The organism is Bifidobacterium porcinum (assembly GCF_055378475.1).
The window spans coordinates 843,740-860,402 of sequence record NZ_AP029603.1 but is presented as its reverse complement, the minus strand read 5'-3'; the positions used below and the strand labels follow the sequence as shown (position 1 = coordinate 860,402).

General features: G+C 62.2%; 11 protein-coding genes. 2 read left to right on the top strand and 9 right to left on the bottom strand.

Annotated features, from left to right (window positions below; all coding sequences use genetic code 11):
- Positions 1-160: 160 nt before the first annotated feature.
- Positions 161-958: a pyrroline-5-carboxylate reductase gene (proC, locus tag ACZ41G_RS03180; protein ID WP_033505379.1), complete on the bottom strand. Its 798-nt coding sequence runs from the start codon at positions 956-958 to the stop codon at positions 161-163.
- An 83-nt stretch (positions 959-1,041) separates the two neighbouring features.
- Positions 1,042-2,388, bottom strand: a complete 1,347-nt coding sequence (locus ACZ41G_RS03175) for an alpha/beta fold hydrolase (RefSeq protein ID WP_464145913.1) — start codon at positions 2,386-2,388, stop codon at positions 1,042-1,044.
- Positions 2,389-2,547: 159 nt separating this feature from the next.
- Between ACZ41G_RS03175 and ACZ41G_RS03170 the strand changes: the two genes are divergently transcribed.
- Positions 2,548-5,211 carry a sensor histidine kinase gene (locus ACZ41G_RS03170; RefSeq protein ID WP_464145911.1) on the top strand — a complete coding sequence of 888 codons (2,664 nt, stop codon included), beginning with the start codon at positions 2,548-2,550 and terminating at the stop codon, positions 5,209-5,211.
- An 87-nt stretch (positions 5,212-5,298) separates the two neighbouring features.
- A complete protein-coding gene (locus ACZ41G_RS03165) occupies positions 5,299-6,066 on the top strand; it encodes a response regulator (RefSeq protein WP_464145909.1) in 768 nt (255 codons plus the stop codon).
- Positions 6,067-6,171: 105 nt separating this feature from the next.
- Here the strand turns inward: ACZ41G_RS03165 and ACZ41G_RS03160 are convergent, their stop codons facing one another.
- The 7 genes from ACZ41G_RS03160 to ACZ41G_RS03130 form a co-directional block, all read right to left on the bottom strand.
- Positions 6,172-8,793 carry an ABC transporter permease gene (locus ACZ41G_RS03160; protein WP_464145907.1) on the bottom strand — a complete coding sequence of 874 codons (2,622 nt, stop codon included), beginning with the start codon at positions 8,791-8,793 and terminating at the stop codon, positions 6,172-6,174.
- 32 nt (positions 8,794-8,825) lie between these two features.
- Entirely contained in the window at positions 8,826-9,635 is an 810-nt protein-coding gene (locus ACZ41G_RS03155) for an ABC transporter ATP-binding protein (protein ID WP_464145905.1), read from the bottom strand.
- 210 nt (positions 9,636-9,845) lie between these two features.
- Positions 9,846-10,655, bottom strand: a complete 810-nt coding sequence (locus ACZ41G_RS03150) for an energy-coupling factor transporter transmembrane component T family protein (RefSeq protein ID WP_464145903.1) — start codon at positions 10,653-10,655, stop codon at positions 9,846-9,848.
- Positions 10,655-12,232 carry an ABC transporter ATP-binding protein gene (locus ACZ41G_RS03145; RefSeq protein WP_464145901.1) on the bottom strand — a complete coding sequence of 526 codons (1,578 nt, stop codon included), beginning with the start codon at positions 12,230-12,232 and terminating at the stop codon, positions 10,655-10,657. The genes ACZ41G_RS03150 and ACZ41G_RS03145 overlap by 1 nt, the downstream gene beginning before the upstream one ends.
- A gap of 63 nt (positions 12,233-12,295) precedes the next feature.
- Positions 12,296-12,979, bottom strand: coding sequence for an ECF transporter S component (locus ACZ41G_RS03140; RefSeq protein ID WP_464145899.1), 684 nt, complete (start codon positions 12,977-12,979; stop codon positions 12,296-12,298).
- A 119-nt stretch (positions 12,980-13,098) separates the two neighbouring features.
- Complete coding sequence (locus ACZ41G_RS03135; RefSeq protein WP_464145897.1) at positions 13,099-14,754, bottom strand: peptide ABC transporter substrate-binding protein; 1,656 nt, start codon at positions 14,752-14,754, stop codon at positions 13,099-13,101.
- 356 nt (positions 14,755-15,110) lie between these two features.
- Entirely contained in the window at positions 15,111-16,427 is a 1,317-nt protein-coding gene (locus tag ACZ41G_RS03130; protein WP_321047073.1) for an O-acetylhomoserine aminocarboxypropyltransferase/cysteine synthase family protein, read from the bottom strand.
- Positions 16,428-16,663: the final 236 nt, after the last annotated feature.

The following is a 16,663-nucleotide window of genomic DNA, read 5'->3' as shown; positions in this document are numbered from 1 at the left end:
CATGATGGACGTAATGCATGCCGACGGCACGTCATCGCCCTTGCATGATTCGCGCCGACCGGGAGAACAGCCGTCGGATGAGCCGCCGCGACACGAGCGGCGGCCGGTGCCACGATTTGCATCGTCAACACCGGCCGCCACCGCAAACATCAAGGAACCGTCAGCCTTCCACAGCTTGCACCGCGGAAATCACATCGCCACGGAACCCGTGCTGTTCCAACGCGACCACGCCGCGGATGGTCGCGCCGCCCGGAGAGCAGACCGCATCCTTCATGGCCGCGGGCAGCCGCCCGTCACTGACTTGCAACGCGCCCGTACCCTCGACCATTTTCGCGGCGAGCCGGTACGCGCTGGCACGCTTGAGCCCATACTGCACGCCCGCGTCGGCGAGCGCCTCGATGTACATCGCGGTGAACGCCGGGGCGCAGCTGGAAATGGTGCCCGCTTGGGACATGTGCGCGGTGTCGACGGTCTCGAGCATGCTGACCGGCTCGAGCAGCGCGCGGACAAGCCCCGCCTGATAGTCGGTGAGATTGTGCTTGTCTTCGACGACGCTGACGCCTTGGCCGACAGCGATCGGCGTGTTGGGGATGATGGAGATGTGCGGAGTATGGTCCTCGAGCACGGTTTCAAGGCGGTCGAAAGTCCACCCCCAGGCCACGCATACGATGATGCTGTTGGCCAGTTCATGCAGGATTGGGGTCACGACCTCTTCGATGAGGTTCGGTTTGACGGCGAGGATGACAATATCGCTTGCCGCGGCGACCTCGGTGGCGTTGTGTAACGGACGCACACCAAGCGCGGACGTGCTGTCCACAAGCTTGTCGTAATGTCCTGCGCAGGCGAGAATCTGCCCGCCTTCGAGGACTCCCCCGTCTACAAAGCCTTGGGCCATGGCCTGCGCCATGGCGCCGTAACCGATGAATCCGACGGTGATGTCGCTCAGTTGCTGGGTCATTGGGGTTCCTTTCTTGGGTTATTCGCCGGCGCCATGCCGGCCACGGATGCGTTCGGGCGCGGTTGCGGGCCGCGCCGGGCTGGTCACTTGATGCCGGCGAGGTCTCCCCGCCCCAGGGCTTCCCGGTATTCGCGCGTGAAAACCCGCGGGTCGGTGCGCAACCCGTCATGCTCATACTCGTTGGTCGCCCAGTAGTGGCTGTTGCCGACACGGGACAGGGTATCAAGCTGGAGTGTCGAATCAACGTACATGTCGTCCACGTAGACGGTCGCCTGCAGCGGCACCTCGTTACGAGCGAGCTGGTCGGCGTCATAGATCTTGCCGAAATGCGTGTCCTGCATGAGGATGTCCATCGCTGCGGCGAATGGGCGCAACGCCCGCTCCTGCCGGAACATCCACGGGAAAATCGCCTCCCCGGTGAACAGCAGCGGCCGCGCGGACACGGAGAATTGCGGCCGGGCGTCGTAGGCGCGTTGGGCAGCCCAGTTGACCAGATGTTCGAGCTCGCCGTCGGCGTAAATGAATTCCTGAAGCGGCCAGTACAGGGGGCGGGATGCGGTCGTGTCCATCACATGGGTGAGGAATTCGTCGGACAGCGGTGACGAGCTGTCCGCGGAACCATCGCCGTCAACGAAAGCCTCGTCGAACAGCCAGTGAATCTGTTCGAAACTCGGCTTCATGCCGAACCCGCCGCCCAAAGTCTGCATGCGTTCGACGGTCAGCGGATCGCCGTTGGGCAACGCCACTCCCCCTTGGGCTACCCGGTCGGCAACGGCGGCGACACGCTCGCGGTCCTGCGGATAACGCGCGTAATACTGCATGGTCTTCGATTCCATACGCGGGAAGGTGTGCGCGTACACGTCATCCGGGTCGGCGGGCACATGTGGGATGCCGCCGTTGGTGAAGCATGCAGCCAATCCTTGCGGGAACAGGGACAGGTAGCTCAAGGTCAGGAAGCCGCCGTAGCTTTGCCCGAGGGTGACCCACTTGCGTCCGCCGAACGCGGTCAGACGCAGATGTTCGAAGTCGCGGATGATCGAATCGGCGAGGAAACGCTTGAGATACTCCGCCTGTGCCGGTGCGCCCTCAATACGCCGCATCGCATGCGAATCAACGCGCGAGGAACGGCCGGTGCCACGTTGGTCAGGCAACACAACCCGGAAATGCTTCAAAGCCTCGGCAAGCCACGCGTCCCCGCCGTCATAGCCCATCGGGCGCGGGCCCGCACCGCCCGGGCCTCCTTGCAAGAACAGCAGCAGCGGCAGGTCCTCATGCTCGTGACCCGCCTCGCACACCACCCGGTAGAACAGCCGGATCGTCTCTCCGGACACCGTTTTGCCGGGCGTGTCGCCACGCCAGTCCAGCGGCACATCAATCGCATGATCTTCGATATACCGCCCCGGAACGTAATACTGCGCCAATGCCGTCATCGTGCACCTCCCGACCGTGAATCCGGCCCATCAATCCGTTATGCCCACCATAGCGCCACCCCGGCCTTACTCCGTCTTTCCCCGTCTTTGCTTCGTTCTTCCCGCTTTCATCCTCACGCATGATGGCCGCGGTGCCCGCCCGACGCTAGGGTGAATGACATGCATTGGATGACACGGATGACCTCATGGGCCAAAAGCCACGTTCTGGCGGTGGATACCGCCATGACCGTGCTGGTTGCCGCGCTGTTCCTGGTGATTGTGACCACCACCGGCTCCATTCCCGGCGTGTTCTTCTCCTGCCCGGCAACCGCGTGTGCCCTGTGGCAGATTGCCATCCTCATTCCTGTGGCTACCCGCCGGTGGCATCCGGAACCGAGCGCCTGGGCGATCACCGCAGTTGCGGTCGCCCAGCTCATCATTGGTCCGGCGCTGGTGCCCGCGGACCTGTTCGCGTTGAGCGTCCTGTACGCCGTCATCGTGTACGGCAATCCGAGCCGAAGCCGCCTATTCGCGTGTCTTGCGCTGGCCATCGGCATCCTTGCCTCGCTCGCGCTGGCAATATCTACCAGTGTCGGGCCAGTGTTCGGCGACCCCGGGTCCCCGTATACCGTCTCCCTGTGCGAAGGCAACGACCCCCACACCTGCGCGCAGAATTTCCTCTCAGCGTTCACAGGCGGACTGATTGTCATCACCCTGTGCATCGTCACCGCGATTTTCCTCGGTTACTGGCAGCGTGCACGCAACGTGACTATCACGATGCTGCAAGAACGCAACGAGGCTTTGCAGGCCGGGGAAGACGAGCGACGCCGGATTGCCGCGTTGGCGGAACGAGCCCGGATCGCTCGCGATATGCATGATGTCGTCGCGCACACCCTGTCGATCATCATCGTGCAATCCGATGGGGGCAGGTATGCCGGGGCTTCGAACCCGCAGATCGCCAAACGCACGATGCACACCATCGAACACGAGTCACAGCGTGCGATGCGCGATATGCAGCATCTGCTGGGCGTATTCGGCGAACCCGACCATGCCGACTACCGGCATGTCTCCGCACTGGTCGGCGAAGCCAGACACTCCGCGGCCGACACGGACATCAGCTACACGATCATCGGGGAACCGCATCCGGCGCGGCTGAGCGAAACCGCAAGCACGGCAATGTACCGTATGGTGCAGGAAGCACTGACCAATGTGCGCAAATACGCCGGCCCCGACGTGCACGTGGATATCGAGGAGGCGTGGTCAGACACCGGGTTGACTGTCCGTGTCACCGATGACGGCCGGGGTGCGAGCGCCGCCGCGGACGGACATAAACCCGGCTTCGGTTTGCTCGGCATGCGCGAACGCATCGCGATGGCACATGGCAGTGTCCAAGCGGGACCAAGGCTCAGCGGTGGTTTTGAGGTCGTGGCGAGTGTGCCGTACCAGGACACCGAGCATGAAGCCGAACTACGTGCCACCGCTTCGACCGCAGCTTCGCCGGCACCGGTCGCGGCCGTACCTGCGGCCCATCAGTCACAAGAAGCTCTGACCGGCGCAAGCGAACCAACCATGCCGGCAATTGATCTACAGCACAGTAGTACAGTCGGCGACGAGCTCACCCCCGTCCGGCAGCCACGGCAGAACACAATCGGCGGAGGAAGAACATCAGTGCGACAAAGCATCGCACCCGCATCACTACCGTTGCAGGCGCGCCCTACGCGGATTCCTGACATGCTGCGGCGGTGCTTCAACGACCGCCGTCCGACACTGCCTACTGCGGAAGATCGCACAGACGGCGCCACGAATACGGTCGAGCGCATGTCCATGTGGTGGGAGCGCCACTATCTGGCGTCAGACATCCTGTCTGGTCTCATCTTCATCGCGTTCTTCGGCCTGTCCGGGGTAAACGTGGGCAACAATCTCGAATTCGTGCTCACCGGCAACCAGACACATGCCATCGGCCAAGCCGTCATCTGGGCAGTGACGGTACTGGCCATCCTGCCGTGGATGTTCAGACGCCGTTTCCCACAGGCGAGCGCCATATTCGCCTTCGTTTTCGCCATACTCCAACTGCTGGTTATGCCGTGCATCCTATTCGTCAACATCATGTCTCTCGGCGTGCTCTCCGCCGCAATCCTCTATGGCAATAGGCGCTCCACCAACCAGGCAATCGCCGCGGCCTCAACCGCCACATGCATGTGCGCGCTGTGCGTGTTCTCCGGAGCCATGGGGTATACCTCCCTGCTCGCCATGCTCGCTAATCTTGCACAGCTGCAACGTCCCAGCGGCGCCATACTGATTGAAACGGGCTCCGCCTTCGTCACCGTCGGGCTTATGTGCCTGATCGCCATCGTCGCAGCGATATGGAAACGCACAAGCGGCAACGATGCGCTCGTCTTGCAGGCGCGTGAACAGGCGCTTAACGAGGAGGCCCGCCGGCAGCAAGTGCTCGCCGCGAACGTGGAGCGTGACCGGATCAGCGCGAATATCCAAAGCGAGGTCACCGAAACACTGCAATCCGTGATCGCACGCACTCACGAAGGTCTGTCCATGTTCCAACACGCCGAGCAAGAGGGATCCGAGCCGGATGCGACAGAAGTCGCAGAAGCATTCAGGCAGATCGGGGAACAGGGACGCACCGCACTCGCCCGTATGCGAGAGCTGCTGGGCGTGCTGCGGGAAACCGGGTTCAGCGATGATGGACATGACCGTTCAACGGATATCGCCCCGCTCTCCCCGGTCGTTCCTGCCGCTTCGACCGCCCTGTCGGACGCACCCGCGGACGGCGAAACCGCCGCCACAGACCATCACGACGCCGACCACGATGCCGACGAATCCGTGTAACATCGCGCCGACACGATCATCACTGCAATCGCACGCCAACGGTCTCACATCTGACGCACGCCCCTACCTGCGGTTACAGTGGAAGCCATGCATGAACAGCAGCACATCCGCGTGGTCATCGCCGACGATCAGGAACTCGTCCGCGCAGGATTCGCCATGGTCATCGGCTCCCAACCCGATATGGAAGTCGTCGGGCAGGCCGGCGACGGCGACCAAGCAGTCGCACTCGCACGCAGGCTGCACCCTGATGTCGTCCTCATGGATGTGCGCATGCCGGGTATGGATGGGATTGAAGCGACCCGACAGATCACTGCCATGGAATCAGATCCACACCGCACAGAACACGGCTTCGACGGCGACGACAGCGACTATGCCGCCGGTGCCGGACGTGTCACCCGTGTCATCATCCTGACCACGTTCGATTTGGATGAGTATGTGATGTCCGCGATCAATGCGGGTGCGTCGGGCTTCCTGCTCAAGGACACTGAGCCGGAAACGCTGCTGGCCTCCATCCGTACCGTGTATCAGGGCAACGCGATCATCGCCCCGTCCGCAACCAAGCGGCTTATCGAGAACATGGTCGAAGGCAAGCTCGCCCCCACCGAGCAACCCGAGGTTTCCGACGGCACCGGAACGCAGTACACCGATCCGGAACTCGCCGAATTGACCGAACGCGAACGCGAGGTGCTCATTGAAATCGCGCACGGATTAAGCAACCAGGAAATCGCCGATAAGCTGTTCATCAGCCTGCCGACCGTGAAAACACATGTCGCGCATATTCTGGCGAAAATCAACGCCCGCGACCGGGTGCAGGCCGTCGTGTTCGCCTACGAGAACCGACTGGTCCGCCCCTAGGCACGGCACGCCAAGCCACCCGATACGACTGGGCCCGCCACTGCTCAATGCAATGGCGGGCCCCAGCATGCGCCGGTCGTACCGACCGATCAGGCGCCTTCCAGATCAGGCTTCAGCGAGCGCCTCGACCGGCGGCGTCTTGACCGCGCGCCGTGCCGGGAAGACGCTGGCGAGCAGGGCTGCCGCCGCAGCGACCACCAGCACGATCAGATCGAGCTTCCATTCGCTGATGAACGCGACCTTGCCGTAAGGACTGAGCACCATGTAGGAGCCGACCCAGCCGAAGGCGATGCCCAGAATCTCGCCTGCGATGCCGGCGACCAGTGAGATGACCAGCGATTCGACGGCCAGCGACCACCTCAACTGGCCGCGAGTCATACCGATGGCTCGCAAGGTCGCGGATTCGCGGGTGCGTTCGATAACCGACAGGCTCAACGTGTTGGCCACGCCGATCAGCGCGATCAGCACGGCGACCGCAAGCAGCGCGACCAGAAGCGTGAGCATCGTGTCGACGATCTGGTTCCACCGGACGCGTTCGGCGATAGGACCGGACAATGAGGCACCTGCGCTTGTGCCGATGGCGGTCTGCGCGTTGGTGAGGATGTCCACGGCGGAAGCCTTCGACGTGTCGACCGCGGCGAGGACGATATGCCCGTCCGCCTGCACTTGCTTGTTCTGGAAATAGGATTCGTTGACGAACAAGGTGACGATGACATCCGGATCGACATTGCGGTAATCCCTCTGGGTGACGATGTAGGTCAGCGTGTTGGCGTCGGATGCGCCATCGCTGCCGTCATCGTGTGAAGCGCTGAAGCTCACTTCGTCGTTCTTGAACGAGAAGACCTTGCCGGTGAACGACGAGTATGTGGGAGCCAAGGCCTTGCCTTCGTCAAGGCTGACCCCGCTGAGATTCGCGTGCAGCACCTTGGACAGCGTGGCGGTGTCGGGCACCCCGATCAGGGTGGCGCTGCGCTCTTCACCCTCGATGATGACGCTGCCGCGGGCGATGGGCGCGTACAGTGTCGTTGTCACGCCGTCGATTTTGCCGATCTTGTCGGCGACGGACTGGCTCAGTGTGCTGCCCTTGGCGATCATATCGACGCTGTAGTGCGTGTCGAGCGTGTTGTTCATCGTCTGCTTGGCGCAGGCGGCACCGGTCCCGATGCATGAGACGAGTGTCACGCCGATCAGCAGGGCGACACCGGTGGATGCGACACGCCTCGGGTTCTTCTGGATATTGGCATGCGCGATTTTCGCGGCAGGACCGAACAATGCGGCGAAGGCACCGCCGAGACGCATGAGCAGCGGCATCCAGAAGGCCGCGGTGACCACCAGACCGATAAAGATCAGGGCGCAGCCTGCGATGGCGGACAGCAGCATCGTCGGATAATCGTCGCTCAGATTCGAGGAGGACATGGCCGAGCGGAGCGTCATCACCGCGCCGACGGTCAACGCTGCACCGAGGGCGATCAGCAGGAAGCCGATGATGCCCCGGGCGATGCCGGCACGCTTGTTGTCACTGATATCGATGGGCCGCAACGCTTCCAATGGGGTGACTCGCGTGGCGGAACGCGCGGACCCGATCGAGGCGAGCACGGTCATGATGACACCGAACGCGAGCGGGATCACGAAGACCTGCCATGTGAATACCAGTCCGCCGGTCATGCCCAGGCTCTTGAGCGCGTGGCTGTGGACGACGATCGCCATGATCGCGGAGCCGAACGCGATGCCCAGTATCGAAGCAATCACGCCGAGGATGCCCGCCTCGCCGGTGACGGAACGGTACAACTGGCCTTTTTGCGCGCCGATCGTGCGCAGCAACGCCAAGGTGCGGCGGCGTTGGGCGACCAGCACTTGGAAGGTGTTGGCGATGACGAGCGCCGCCACGAACATCGCGAGGATGCCGAAGCACATGAGGAACACCGTGACGGCGTTGGTACCGGATTGGCTGAGCGCCTTGAGCGCCTCATCCCCCGCTTTCTGCCGGGTTTCGATGCTGTAGCCGTTCGGCAGTTCCTTTTTGATCGATGCGACGGCGGTATCGGCCTTGGTTTCGTCGATGTCCAGGGTCATGCCGGTGAACATGAGGTCGGATTCGCTGTCCGCTCCCTTAAGGTTCGCCAAGGTTTGCATGCTGATGACAGCGGCACCGCCATAGGCGCCGAATGCGCCCTTGGCGTCTTCGGTGAAGCCGCTGACCGTCAACTCGACGGAATCGCTGCCTCTCATGCCGGAACCGTAGTTCGCGGCGAGGGTCACCTTGTCGCCGATGTTCACCGACAGCTGGTCGGCGAGTTTGGCCGGCAGTGCTATTTGCTTATCCCCCGTCGGCTGATGGCCTTTGACCATGGTGACCGGCAATAGGCGGTCATCGCTCGACGCGTTGATGGCGAGCAGCGTGGCGCTGTTGTCTCCCGTTGACGCGTTGACCGGAATGTTCTGCTGGATGTACGTGGATTTCACACCGTCGGTGGAAGTGATCTGTTTGGTGTTCACCTCACCGATGGTGGGCGGTATCGAGCCTGATCCACTCATCTTGGACGTGCTTTGGATGATGTAATTCGCTTGCGCATACTGGGCGGTCAGCTGGGTGCGCAGGGTGTCGTTGAGTGTGTTGCCGAACAGGAAGGTGCAGGCGATGAACGCCGTGCCGATCATGATGGCGATTCCCGCAGGAATCAGCATCTTCATGTTCTTTTTCATCATTTTGATCGTTATCGACCACATGGGAATGTCCTTGCTTGTCTCGTAATACTCGTTCAGCGATTGAGACCGTCATCCATGGCGGCAGCAGGCGGCAGCGGCACGCCTTCGGACAGATTGAGTGTGGCGCGACGGCGTTCCTGCATGAGCAGCTCGCTCATCTGGTCGGCGCTGGGATGTTCGACATCCGCGACGATCTGGCCGTCAGCGAAGACGATGGCGCGATCCGCATAGGAGGCGGCGACAGCATCATGCGTGACCATGATGATGGTCTGTCCCAGCTCCTTGACCGAACGTTTGAGGAAGCTCAGCACTTCCGCGCTGGAAACCGAGTCGAGATTACCGGTCGGTTCATCCGCGAACACGACCGACGGCTTGCTGATGAGGGCTCGTGCGATGGCGACTCGCTGCTGCTGGCCGCCGGACAGTTCGTTCGGACGGTGGCCCAGGCGCTCACGCAACCCGAGTGTGTCGACCAGCATGTCGAACCATCGGCGGTCGGGCTTCTCGCCTGCGAGGGTCAGCGGCATCACGATGTTCTGTTCGGCGGTGAACATCGGCAACAGGTTGAAACTCTGGAAAATGAAGCCGATCTTGTGCCGGCGCAGCAGGGTTAGCTGCTTGTCGTTCATCGTCGTGATATCGGCGCCGTCAAGCAGGATATGGCCGCTGGTGGCGGAATCGAGGCCGGCGAGGGTGTGCATGAGCGTGGACTTGCCGGAACCGGACGGACCCATGATCGCGGTGAACTTCCCTCGTTCGAATGCGACATTGACATGGCGCAGCGCGTGGACCGCGTTCTCGCCGGTACCGTAGATCTTCACCAGGTCGACAGCTTCGACGGCTATGGGATTCGGGGTTGTCATGGATCTTCCCTCCACTCGTTTGTCCGGAACCTTTCCTGGACGTATATCCTCAAATCTATCGGAGTGCAGGCGGAAAACCCATCATGCGCGAGATGGAAAACGCGTCTGAGGCGGTATCATCCTCGAGAATGATGCATCAGTGGAATCCCTGAGCATGCCGGCGACACGCCGGAACATGGGGTCGGGGTTGCTGTAGGCCGCCGGCGCGACTTAGAGCAGGACCATCGCGGCGATTGCGAGGACGGTGAATACGATGGTCGCTACGAGAATCGCCCAATCAGCCGGACGCATCGCCAGACGCACCCGGTAGGAGCGCTTGACACCGGGCAGTCCCAATCCGCGCGATTCCATAGCCCAGCCGACGCTGCGGCTCATCCGGTAGGCGCGGATCAACACGGCGACGATGACCGGAACCCATGCGCGCGCCCGTGCCAGCATCAGCGAAAACGGGTTGTGGATGCCTCGCATCCGTGCGCCTTCCCCGGACAGATCAAGGCCTCGCGCACGCTGGGCGTCACGCACCTGAGTGACAATCCGCGCGAAAACCGGGATGTACCGCAAAGCGGTCGCCAGCGTCAGACCAGCGCTGTACGGCATGCCCAAAGCGACCGCCCCGCGGATGAGTTTCGCCTGGCTGGTGGTGAACAGGGTGAGGAAACAGGCGAAACCGAGCGCAGGAATGCGCAGACCCATCACCGCGGCCATGAGCAGGTTCTCCCGGGTCAGCCGCAGCCACCCCCAGTCGACGAGCACATGCGTGCCGGAACGGTCGAATATCGGCCACAGCACTACAATCAGCACGATGATGACGGCGAGAATCTTCCACACCCATGCGATGTTTTTCCGCGGAATATGGTCGGTGAGGAGCATGAGATGTTCAAGAATCAACGCCGCGAGCATGAGCGGCCAGCTGCGCCAGATGAGGCACAGGACAAGCAGGACGAGCGAGATGAGGAATTTGACGCGCGGGTCGACGCGATGCAGCCAGCCGTCGCCGGGAACGTACAGGTCGGCGTCCATCAGCGGCCCTCCCCGTATTCGTAAGGTTCCGGCAGCCCGAGTTCCGGCTGTACATGTTCCAGTTGGCCGTTTTTTTGCGGCTCGATCCGCCCGGCGGCGCGCACATGCCCGTCCTCGAGTTCGATGAGATAGGTGCAGCGTTGGCGCACCGTACGCATATCGTGACTGATCATCACGATGGTTGTGCCTTGCCGGCAACGTTGCGACGCCGCGTCAAGAATCATGCCGGACAGTCGGCGGTCCAGTCCAGCGGTCGGCTCGTCCAGCACGAGGATCGGCGTGTGCATGGCCAGAACGGATGCGAAGGCGATCAATCGGCGTTGGCCGTAGCCCAAAGTCGCCGGCGATTGCCCTGCGATATCCTCGAGACCGAAGCGGCTGAGCAGCCGGTTGACGCGGCGGCTGATTTCCTCGCGCGGCACACCGAGGCACAATGGGCCGAAGGCGATTTCCTCGCGCGTGGTGGAGCAGAAAATCTGATGATCGGGGTTTTGGAACGCGTACCCGACATGGGAGGCCATCTCGCCGACACGGCGTCCGCCCACATGCAGCCCGTCAACGGTGACAGTGCCGGCGCTGGGTTGCAACATGCCGTTGAGATGACGGGCGAGGGTGGTTTTGCCTGAGCCGTTGCGCCCAATCAGGCCAACGAACGCACCGCGGTCGATGGCAAGGTTCACGTCGTCGAGGGCGGCGGAACCGTTGCCTCCCTCGGGATACCGGTAGGTGACGTGCTCGAAGCTGATCGCGGGCTGTCTCTCCCCCGTCCGTACGGCAGCATCCGTGACGATCGCCGGTGGGCCGGGTTCTCGCCCCGGCAGGGCGACCCCCAGCTCGATCAGCTTGTCCCGATGTGTTGTAAACAGCGTGGTATCGCCTTGCGCTGCGATGCTGCCAGAATCCAACAGCATGATGTGGTCGGCGTATCGGGCCAGCCCGTCTGTATCCTGCTGGGCCATGACAATCGTCAACTCGCGGGCTGCGCGAATCGTGTCAAGCGCTTGGAATACTTCCCGGGTGCCTTCCGGATCGAGCGCCGCCGTCGGCTCGTCGAGCACAAGAATGCGCGGATGGCAGGCCAAAGCCGCGGCGATCGCCACCCGCTGCATCTGCCCTCCTGACAGGCTAGTCGGTACACGCCGGCGATACCCGTCCATGCCGACCAGGTGCAGCAACCCGTCGATGCGCTCGTCCATACGGCCGGGATCGACACCGCGGCTTTCCATTGGGAAGGCGAGTTCGTCTTCCACACTGGCACAGAACAGTTGGGATTCCGGGTCCTGTTGGACGTATCCGACATCGCTTGACAGTTCGGCGATGCTGCATTCGGCGGTGTTGCGTCCGGCGACGGTCATCGTACCGCGCATGGTGCCGTCGTCCGGATTCGGGATGATACCGGCGAGCGCCATGCACAGCGTGGATTTGCCGGCCCCGGTCGGGCCGATGATGCCTGTGAATGATCCGGGCAGGATTGAGAAATCCAGCTCGTTCAATGCCTTGACCGGTTCACCATCGTCGGTTTGCGGGGTATACCACCAGCTGAGGTGGTTCGCCGTGATGATCGGGGCGTGGTTCATATCAGGTCGTTCGATTGTCTGTGCCGTCAGTGCCGTCTGTGCCGTTGTCGCAGTCAGCGGGCGTCAGTTGACGTTGCCCGATGGACGGTCGGAATCCGGCGTTTCGGTCCGCTCTGCGGCATCGCTACCGGCATCGTCAACGGTGTCGGCACCAACATTTGCGCCGGTACCGGTGTCAGCGGATGCCCCAGTGTAGTCCTGAGGAATCGCAACGGCGGGCTGCACGCCCAGATTGCCCATGCGCACCAGCGGCGGATAGGCCGTGCGGACCGCGGCGAACAGGGCGTAGGCGATGACCAGGCCGACAACCATCTGGCCGGTGTTGCCCAGGACCTCGCCCAAGGCCGGACCCCAGCCGGACAGGATGCCTCCGGCGATGAGGTAGCCGAACACTTTCCACACGCCGGCGATGACGGAGCCGGCGATGATATTGGCCGGACGGAACTTACGCACAATCAGTCCGACGAGCACGGCTTGCAACCCGTCGATGACGAAAGTGAACGCCGCCCACTGCGGATAACCGGACAGCAGGTCCGACAGTGCCGGTCCCAGTCCGCCGATCACGCCGCCGACCCACGGGCCGAACGCGTAGGCGGAGAAAAAGATCATTGCATCAGACAGGTTGAGGTATCCGCGTGTCGGTGTCGGCAGCTTCACCAGCATGGTCAGCACCGTGGTCAGTGCGGTCATGATGGCGATCAGCGGAATCATGCTTGCTTGGAATTTGGCTTTGGTTTGTGCAGCCATATTTCCTCTCTTCTTGAACATCGATCCTGTGCACCCGTATGTGGATGCGTCAGGCCAATATCTTACGGATGACGGCGGCGCGATCGGCCCCCACGTCCATATCGCGTGAGCCCTGTGACTCAGCCTTTCACGGTCAGCTTGTAGTAATCAGGCAAGCCCATGTAATTGAAGGACAGCGAACCGACTTGCTTGCCGGAGGCCGCCGTCACATTCGTATACCACAGCGGAATCACAGGAAGATCCTCAAACAGCAGTTCCTCGGCCTTGTGATAGTAGCCGATCGCCCCGTCGAGCGTGGTCTGCCGGGCTGCCTGATCGATCAGCGCGTCGAACGCCGCGCTCTTGTAGTCGCCGTTGTTCAGGCCCTTGCCGTCCGCCGACGCGGAGTCATACGCCTGTACCAGATACCCTTCGGGGTGCGGATAATCGGATTGCAGGCCTTGGATGAACGCGGCGCCGACCGTTCGGTTATGAATCGCGGTGCTCAGCTCCTTGGATGTCGAGAAGATCAGCGGTTGCGCGTCGATGCCGAGCGCATTCGTGATGGAATTGCAGATCGCGTCGATCCACGGCTTGTTGCCGCTGTCCGCGCTGTAGGCGAGTCGGAAAGTCCCTTCCCATGGGCTGATGGCATCCGCCTGTTTCCACAGTTTCTTGGCTTGTGCCGCATCATAGTCGAGTACGGATGCCCCGGCGAGGATTTTGCTATACCCTGCGATGGTCGGCGCAGTGAAGTCAGTCGCCTTGGTGGCGGTACCGTACAGGACTTTCTTGATAATCGTCTCGCGGTCGACCGCATGGGCGATCGCGGCACGCCGCAACTTGCCCTCCTTGCCGGAGAAATGCGCCATATTCTGCGGTATCGTGAAGGATTTGAAGCCGGGGCCGGGCTTGCTGACGGTTTGCAGCTGTTCGTTGCTGTAGGTTTTCAGCGCGCTTGACGGAATGGAATCCAACACGTCGAGGTTGCCTGCCAGCAAGTCGGAGTATGCGGCGTCGAGGCTCGTGTACAGTTCGTAGGTCACTCCCCCGTTCTTCGCCTTGCGCGGACCGGTGTACCTGGGGTTGGGCACGAGTTTGATTTCCTTGTCATGCGACCAGGATGCAAGCTTGTACGGCCCGTTTCCGACCGGGTGTTCACCGAATGCGTCGATGTCCTTGTACGCGCTGGCAGGCAATGGCAGGAACGCCACATCGCCGACCTTGTAGGGGAATGAGGAGTCAGGGGCGGCGAGCGTGACGTCAAGCGTAGTGTCGTCGACAACCTTCAGGCCTGACAGCTGGGCGTTCTTGTCGCCGTTTTCGTCTTGCAGCGCGTCGTAGCCCTTGATCGTGGAGAATATGGCGGCCCCTAGCTGCCCGTTAGCAGCGTTGGCGGCGAAGGACCATGATTTCGCGTAGGTGGAGGCGGTAATCTTCTCGCCGTCGGAGAAGACGAGTCCCGAACGCAGTTTGATGGTGTATTCCGAGGCGTCGGCGTTCGGGGTGATGGATGTGGCGTCCGCGTAGACCAGTTTGCCGGCAGCGTCGAAGGTGACCAAACCTTCGTACAGCTGTGTAACCACCTTCCAGCCGGCAAGGTCGTCAGTGTTGCTCGGAATCAGTCCTGCGGCAGGCTCCACATTGTTGACGGTGACGATATTCCCGGCGCTCGATGACGCTGAGGCGGATGCGCCCGCGGACGGCCCCGAAGAACACCCCGACAGCGTCATCGCGGATGCGGCGAGGACCGCGATGGCGGCCCGTTGCAGGAAGGTACGACTGCTGTTCTTCATGGTCGGCTCTTTCTCTCTCGTTCGATGTGGTCTACCGCGCGGTTGCAGGACGAACAGGTCGCGCAGGCACGGTCAAGGACGTGCATGGCGCGCGAGCGTCGGCATGCGAAGTCCGATATCAACATTCCATAGTGTCGAGGACATTGTGCTCAGAACGCAATCCGCGGACCGCCCCGATCACGAGTGCACGCACGACGTCACGAAAAGCCCGACAATCAGGTCGCGCCGATCATGACTTGACGACACCACCACAACAGCAGCATTGCGAAAAACGCGGGCGCGACGATCGTCACTCGCCGCACCCGCGCAACCAATCACACAAGGCTATGCTTGCATTTGAATGTGCTTACTTGGCGTCACTTGGCCAGACCGGACTCGCGCAGCGCCTTGAAACCGCCCTCGAGGTCTTCGATGATGTCGTCGATGTTCTCGAGGCCGATGGACAGGCGGATCGTGCCCTGGTGGATGCCCTGGTCCTCAAGCTCCTCCGGGGATTCCTGGGAGTGCGTGGTGGAGGCCGGGTGCACGACGAGGGACTTGGCGTCGCCGACGTTCGCGAGCAGCGAGAACAGGTGCAGGTTGTCGATGAACACGCGTGCCGCGTCCTTGCCACCCTTGATGTCGAAGGTGAAGATGGAGCCGCCGCCGTTCGGGAAGTACTTCGCGTACAGATCATGGTCGGGGCGTCCCGGCACGGCCGGGTGGCTCACGGACTCGACTTCCGGCACGGTCTGCAGGTATTCGACCACCTTCAAAGCGTTCTGCACGTGGCGCTCGACGCGCAGGGAGAGCGTCTCGGTGCCCTGCAGGAGCAGGAACGCGGCGAACGGGGACAGCGTGGCGCCGGTGTCGCGCAGCAGGATGGCGCGGGCACGGGTCACGAAGGCCACCGGGCCGAGGGCCTCATAGAAGTTGAGGTTGTGGTAGGAGGGATCCGGTTCGGTCAGGGTCGGGAACTTGCCGGGAACAGCGGCCCAGTCGAACTTGCCGCCTTCGACGATCACACCGCCCAGGGTGGTGCCGTGACCGCCGATGAACTTCGTGGCGGATTCCACCACGATGTCGGCGCCGTGCTCCAGCGGGCGGAACAGGTACGGGGTGGCGAAGGTGTTGTCAACGACGAGCGGCAGGTTGTGCTTGTGGGCGATGTCGGCGATGGCTTCGATGTCGGCCAGGTCAGCGTTCGGGTTGCCGAAGGTCTCGATGTAGACGAGCTTCGTGTTCTCCTGGATAGCGTCCTCGAAGTTCTTCGGATCGCTCGGCTCGACGAAGGTGGTGTTCACACCGTCACGCGGAAGCGTGTGGCGAAGCAGGTTGAAGGTGCCACCGTAGATGTGCTTGGAAGCCACGATATGGTCGCCGGTCTGCGTGATGTTGCGCACCGCGTATTCGACGGCTGCTGCACCGGATGCGACGGCGAGTCCGGCGGTGCCGCCTTCGAGCGCTGCGATGCGGTCCTCGAACACGCCCTCGGTGGTGTTGGTCAGGCGGCCGTAGATGTTGCCCGGGTCCTGGAGGCCGAAGCGGGCCTCAGCGTGATCGAAGTTATGGAAGACGTAGCTCGTGGTGGCGTAGATCGGGACCGCGCGGGAATCGGTGGCGGGATCCGCCTCTTCCTGGCCGACGTGCAGCTGGAGGGTCTCGAAACGGTAGTGGTTGTTCTTTTCAGCCATGGTGGTGCTCCTTGGTTCGGTGGGTGGTTGTGTTTCCGTCTTGCCCTCGCCGCCGCGGCCTTGCAGCCGGTTGGTGAGGTGTTGATTGAGAGATTAAGCCACCCACGCAAGCCCTGCAACCACGCCGTTATCGTGCTTAGCTATAACCGTTTAATGCGCCTTGCGACCAGAGGGATTGACGGCCTCGGTCGAATCGGAAAATCTTGCCGCGAAGCACGCGACACGCCGGACATGCG

What these genes read in the sequence shown, in the direction of transcription:
- ACZ41G_RS03140 (WP_464145899.1), bottom strand. Translation starts at nt 12,979, where the DNA reads ATGGCTGCACAAACCAAAGCCAAATTCCAAGCAAGCATGATTCCGCTG.
- ACZ41G_RS03135 (WP_464145897.1), bottom strand. Translation starts at nt 14,754, where the DNA reads ATGAAGAACAGCAGTCGTACCTTCCTGCAACGGGCCGCCATCGCGGTC.
- ACZ41G_RS03165 (WP_464145909.1), top strand. Translation starts at nt 5,299, where the DNA reads ATGCATGAACAGCAGCACATCCGCGTGGTCATCGCCGACGATCAGGAA.
- ACZ41G_RS03145 (WP_464145901.1), bottom strand. Translation starts at nt 12,232, where the DNA reads ATGAACCACGCCCCGATCATCACGGCGAACCACCTCAGCTGGTGGTAT.
- ACZ41G_RS03160 (WP_464145907.1), bottom strand. Translation starts at nt 8,793, where the DNA reads ATGTGGTCGATAACGATCAAAATGATGAAAAAGAACATGAAGATGCTG.
- ACZ41G_RS03175 (WP_464145913.1), bottom strand. Translation starts at nt 2,388, where the DNA reads ATGACGGCATTGGCGCAGTATTACGTTCCGGGGCGGTATATCGAAGAT.
- proC (WP_033505379.1), bottom strand. Translation starts at nt 958, where the DNA reads ATGACCCAGCAACTGAGCGACATCACCGTCGGATTCATCGGTTACGGC.
- ACZ41G_RS03170 (WP_464145911.1), top strand. Translation starts at nt 2,548, where the DNA reads ATGCATTGGATGACACGGATGACCTCATGGGCCAAAAGCCACGTTCTG.
- ACZ41G_RS03150 (WP_464145903.1), bottom strand. Translation starts at nt 10,655, where the DNA reads ATGGACGCCGACCTGTACGTTCCCGGCGACGGCTGGCTGCATCGCGTC.
- ACZ41G_RS03155 (WP_464145905.1), bottom strand. Translation starts at nt 9,635, where the DNA reads ATGACAACCCCGAATCCCATAGCCGTCGAAGCTGTCGACCTGGTGAAG.
- ACZ41G_RS03130 (WP_321047073.1), bottom strand. Translation starts at nt 16,427, where the DNA reads ATGGCTGAAAAGAACAACCACTACCGTTTCGAGACCCTCCAGCTGCAC.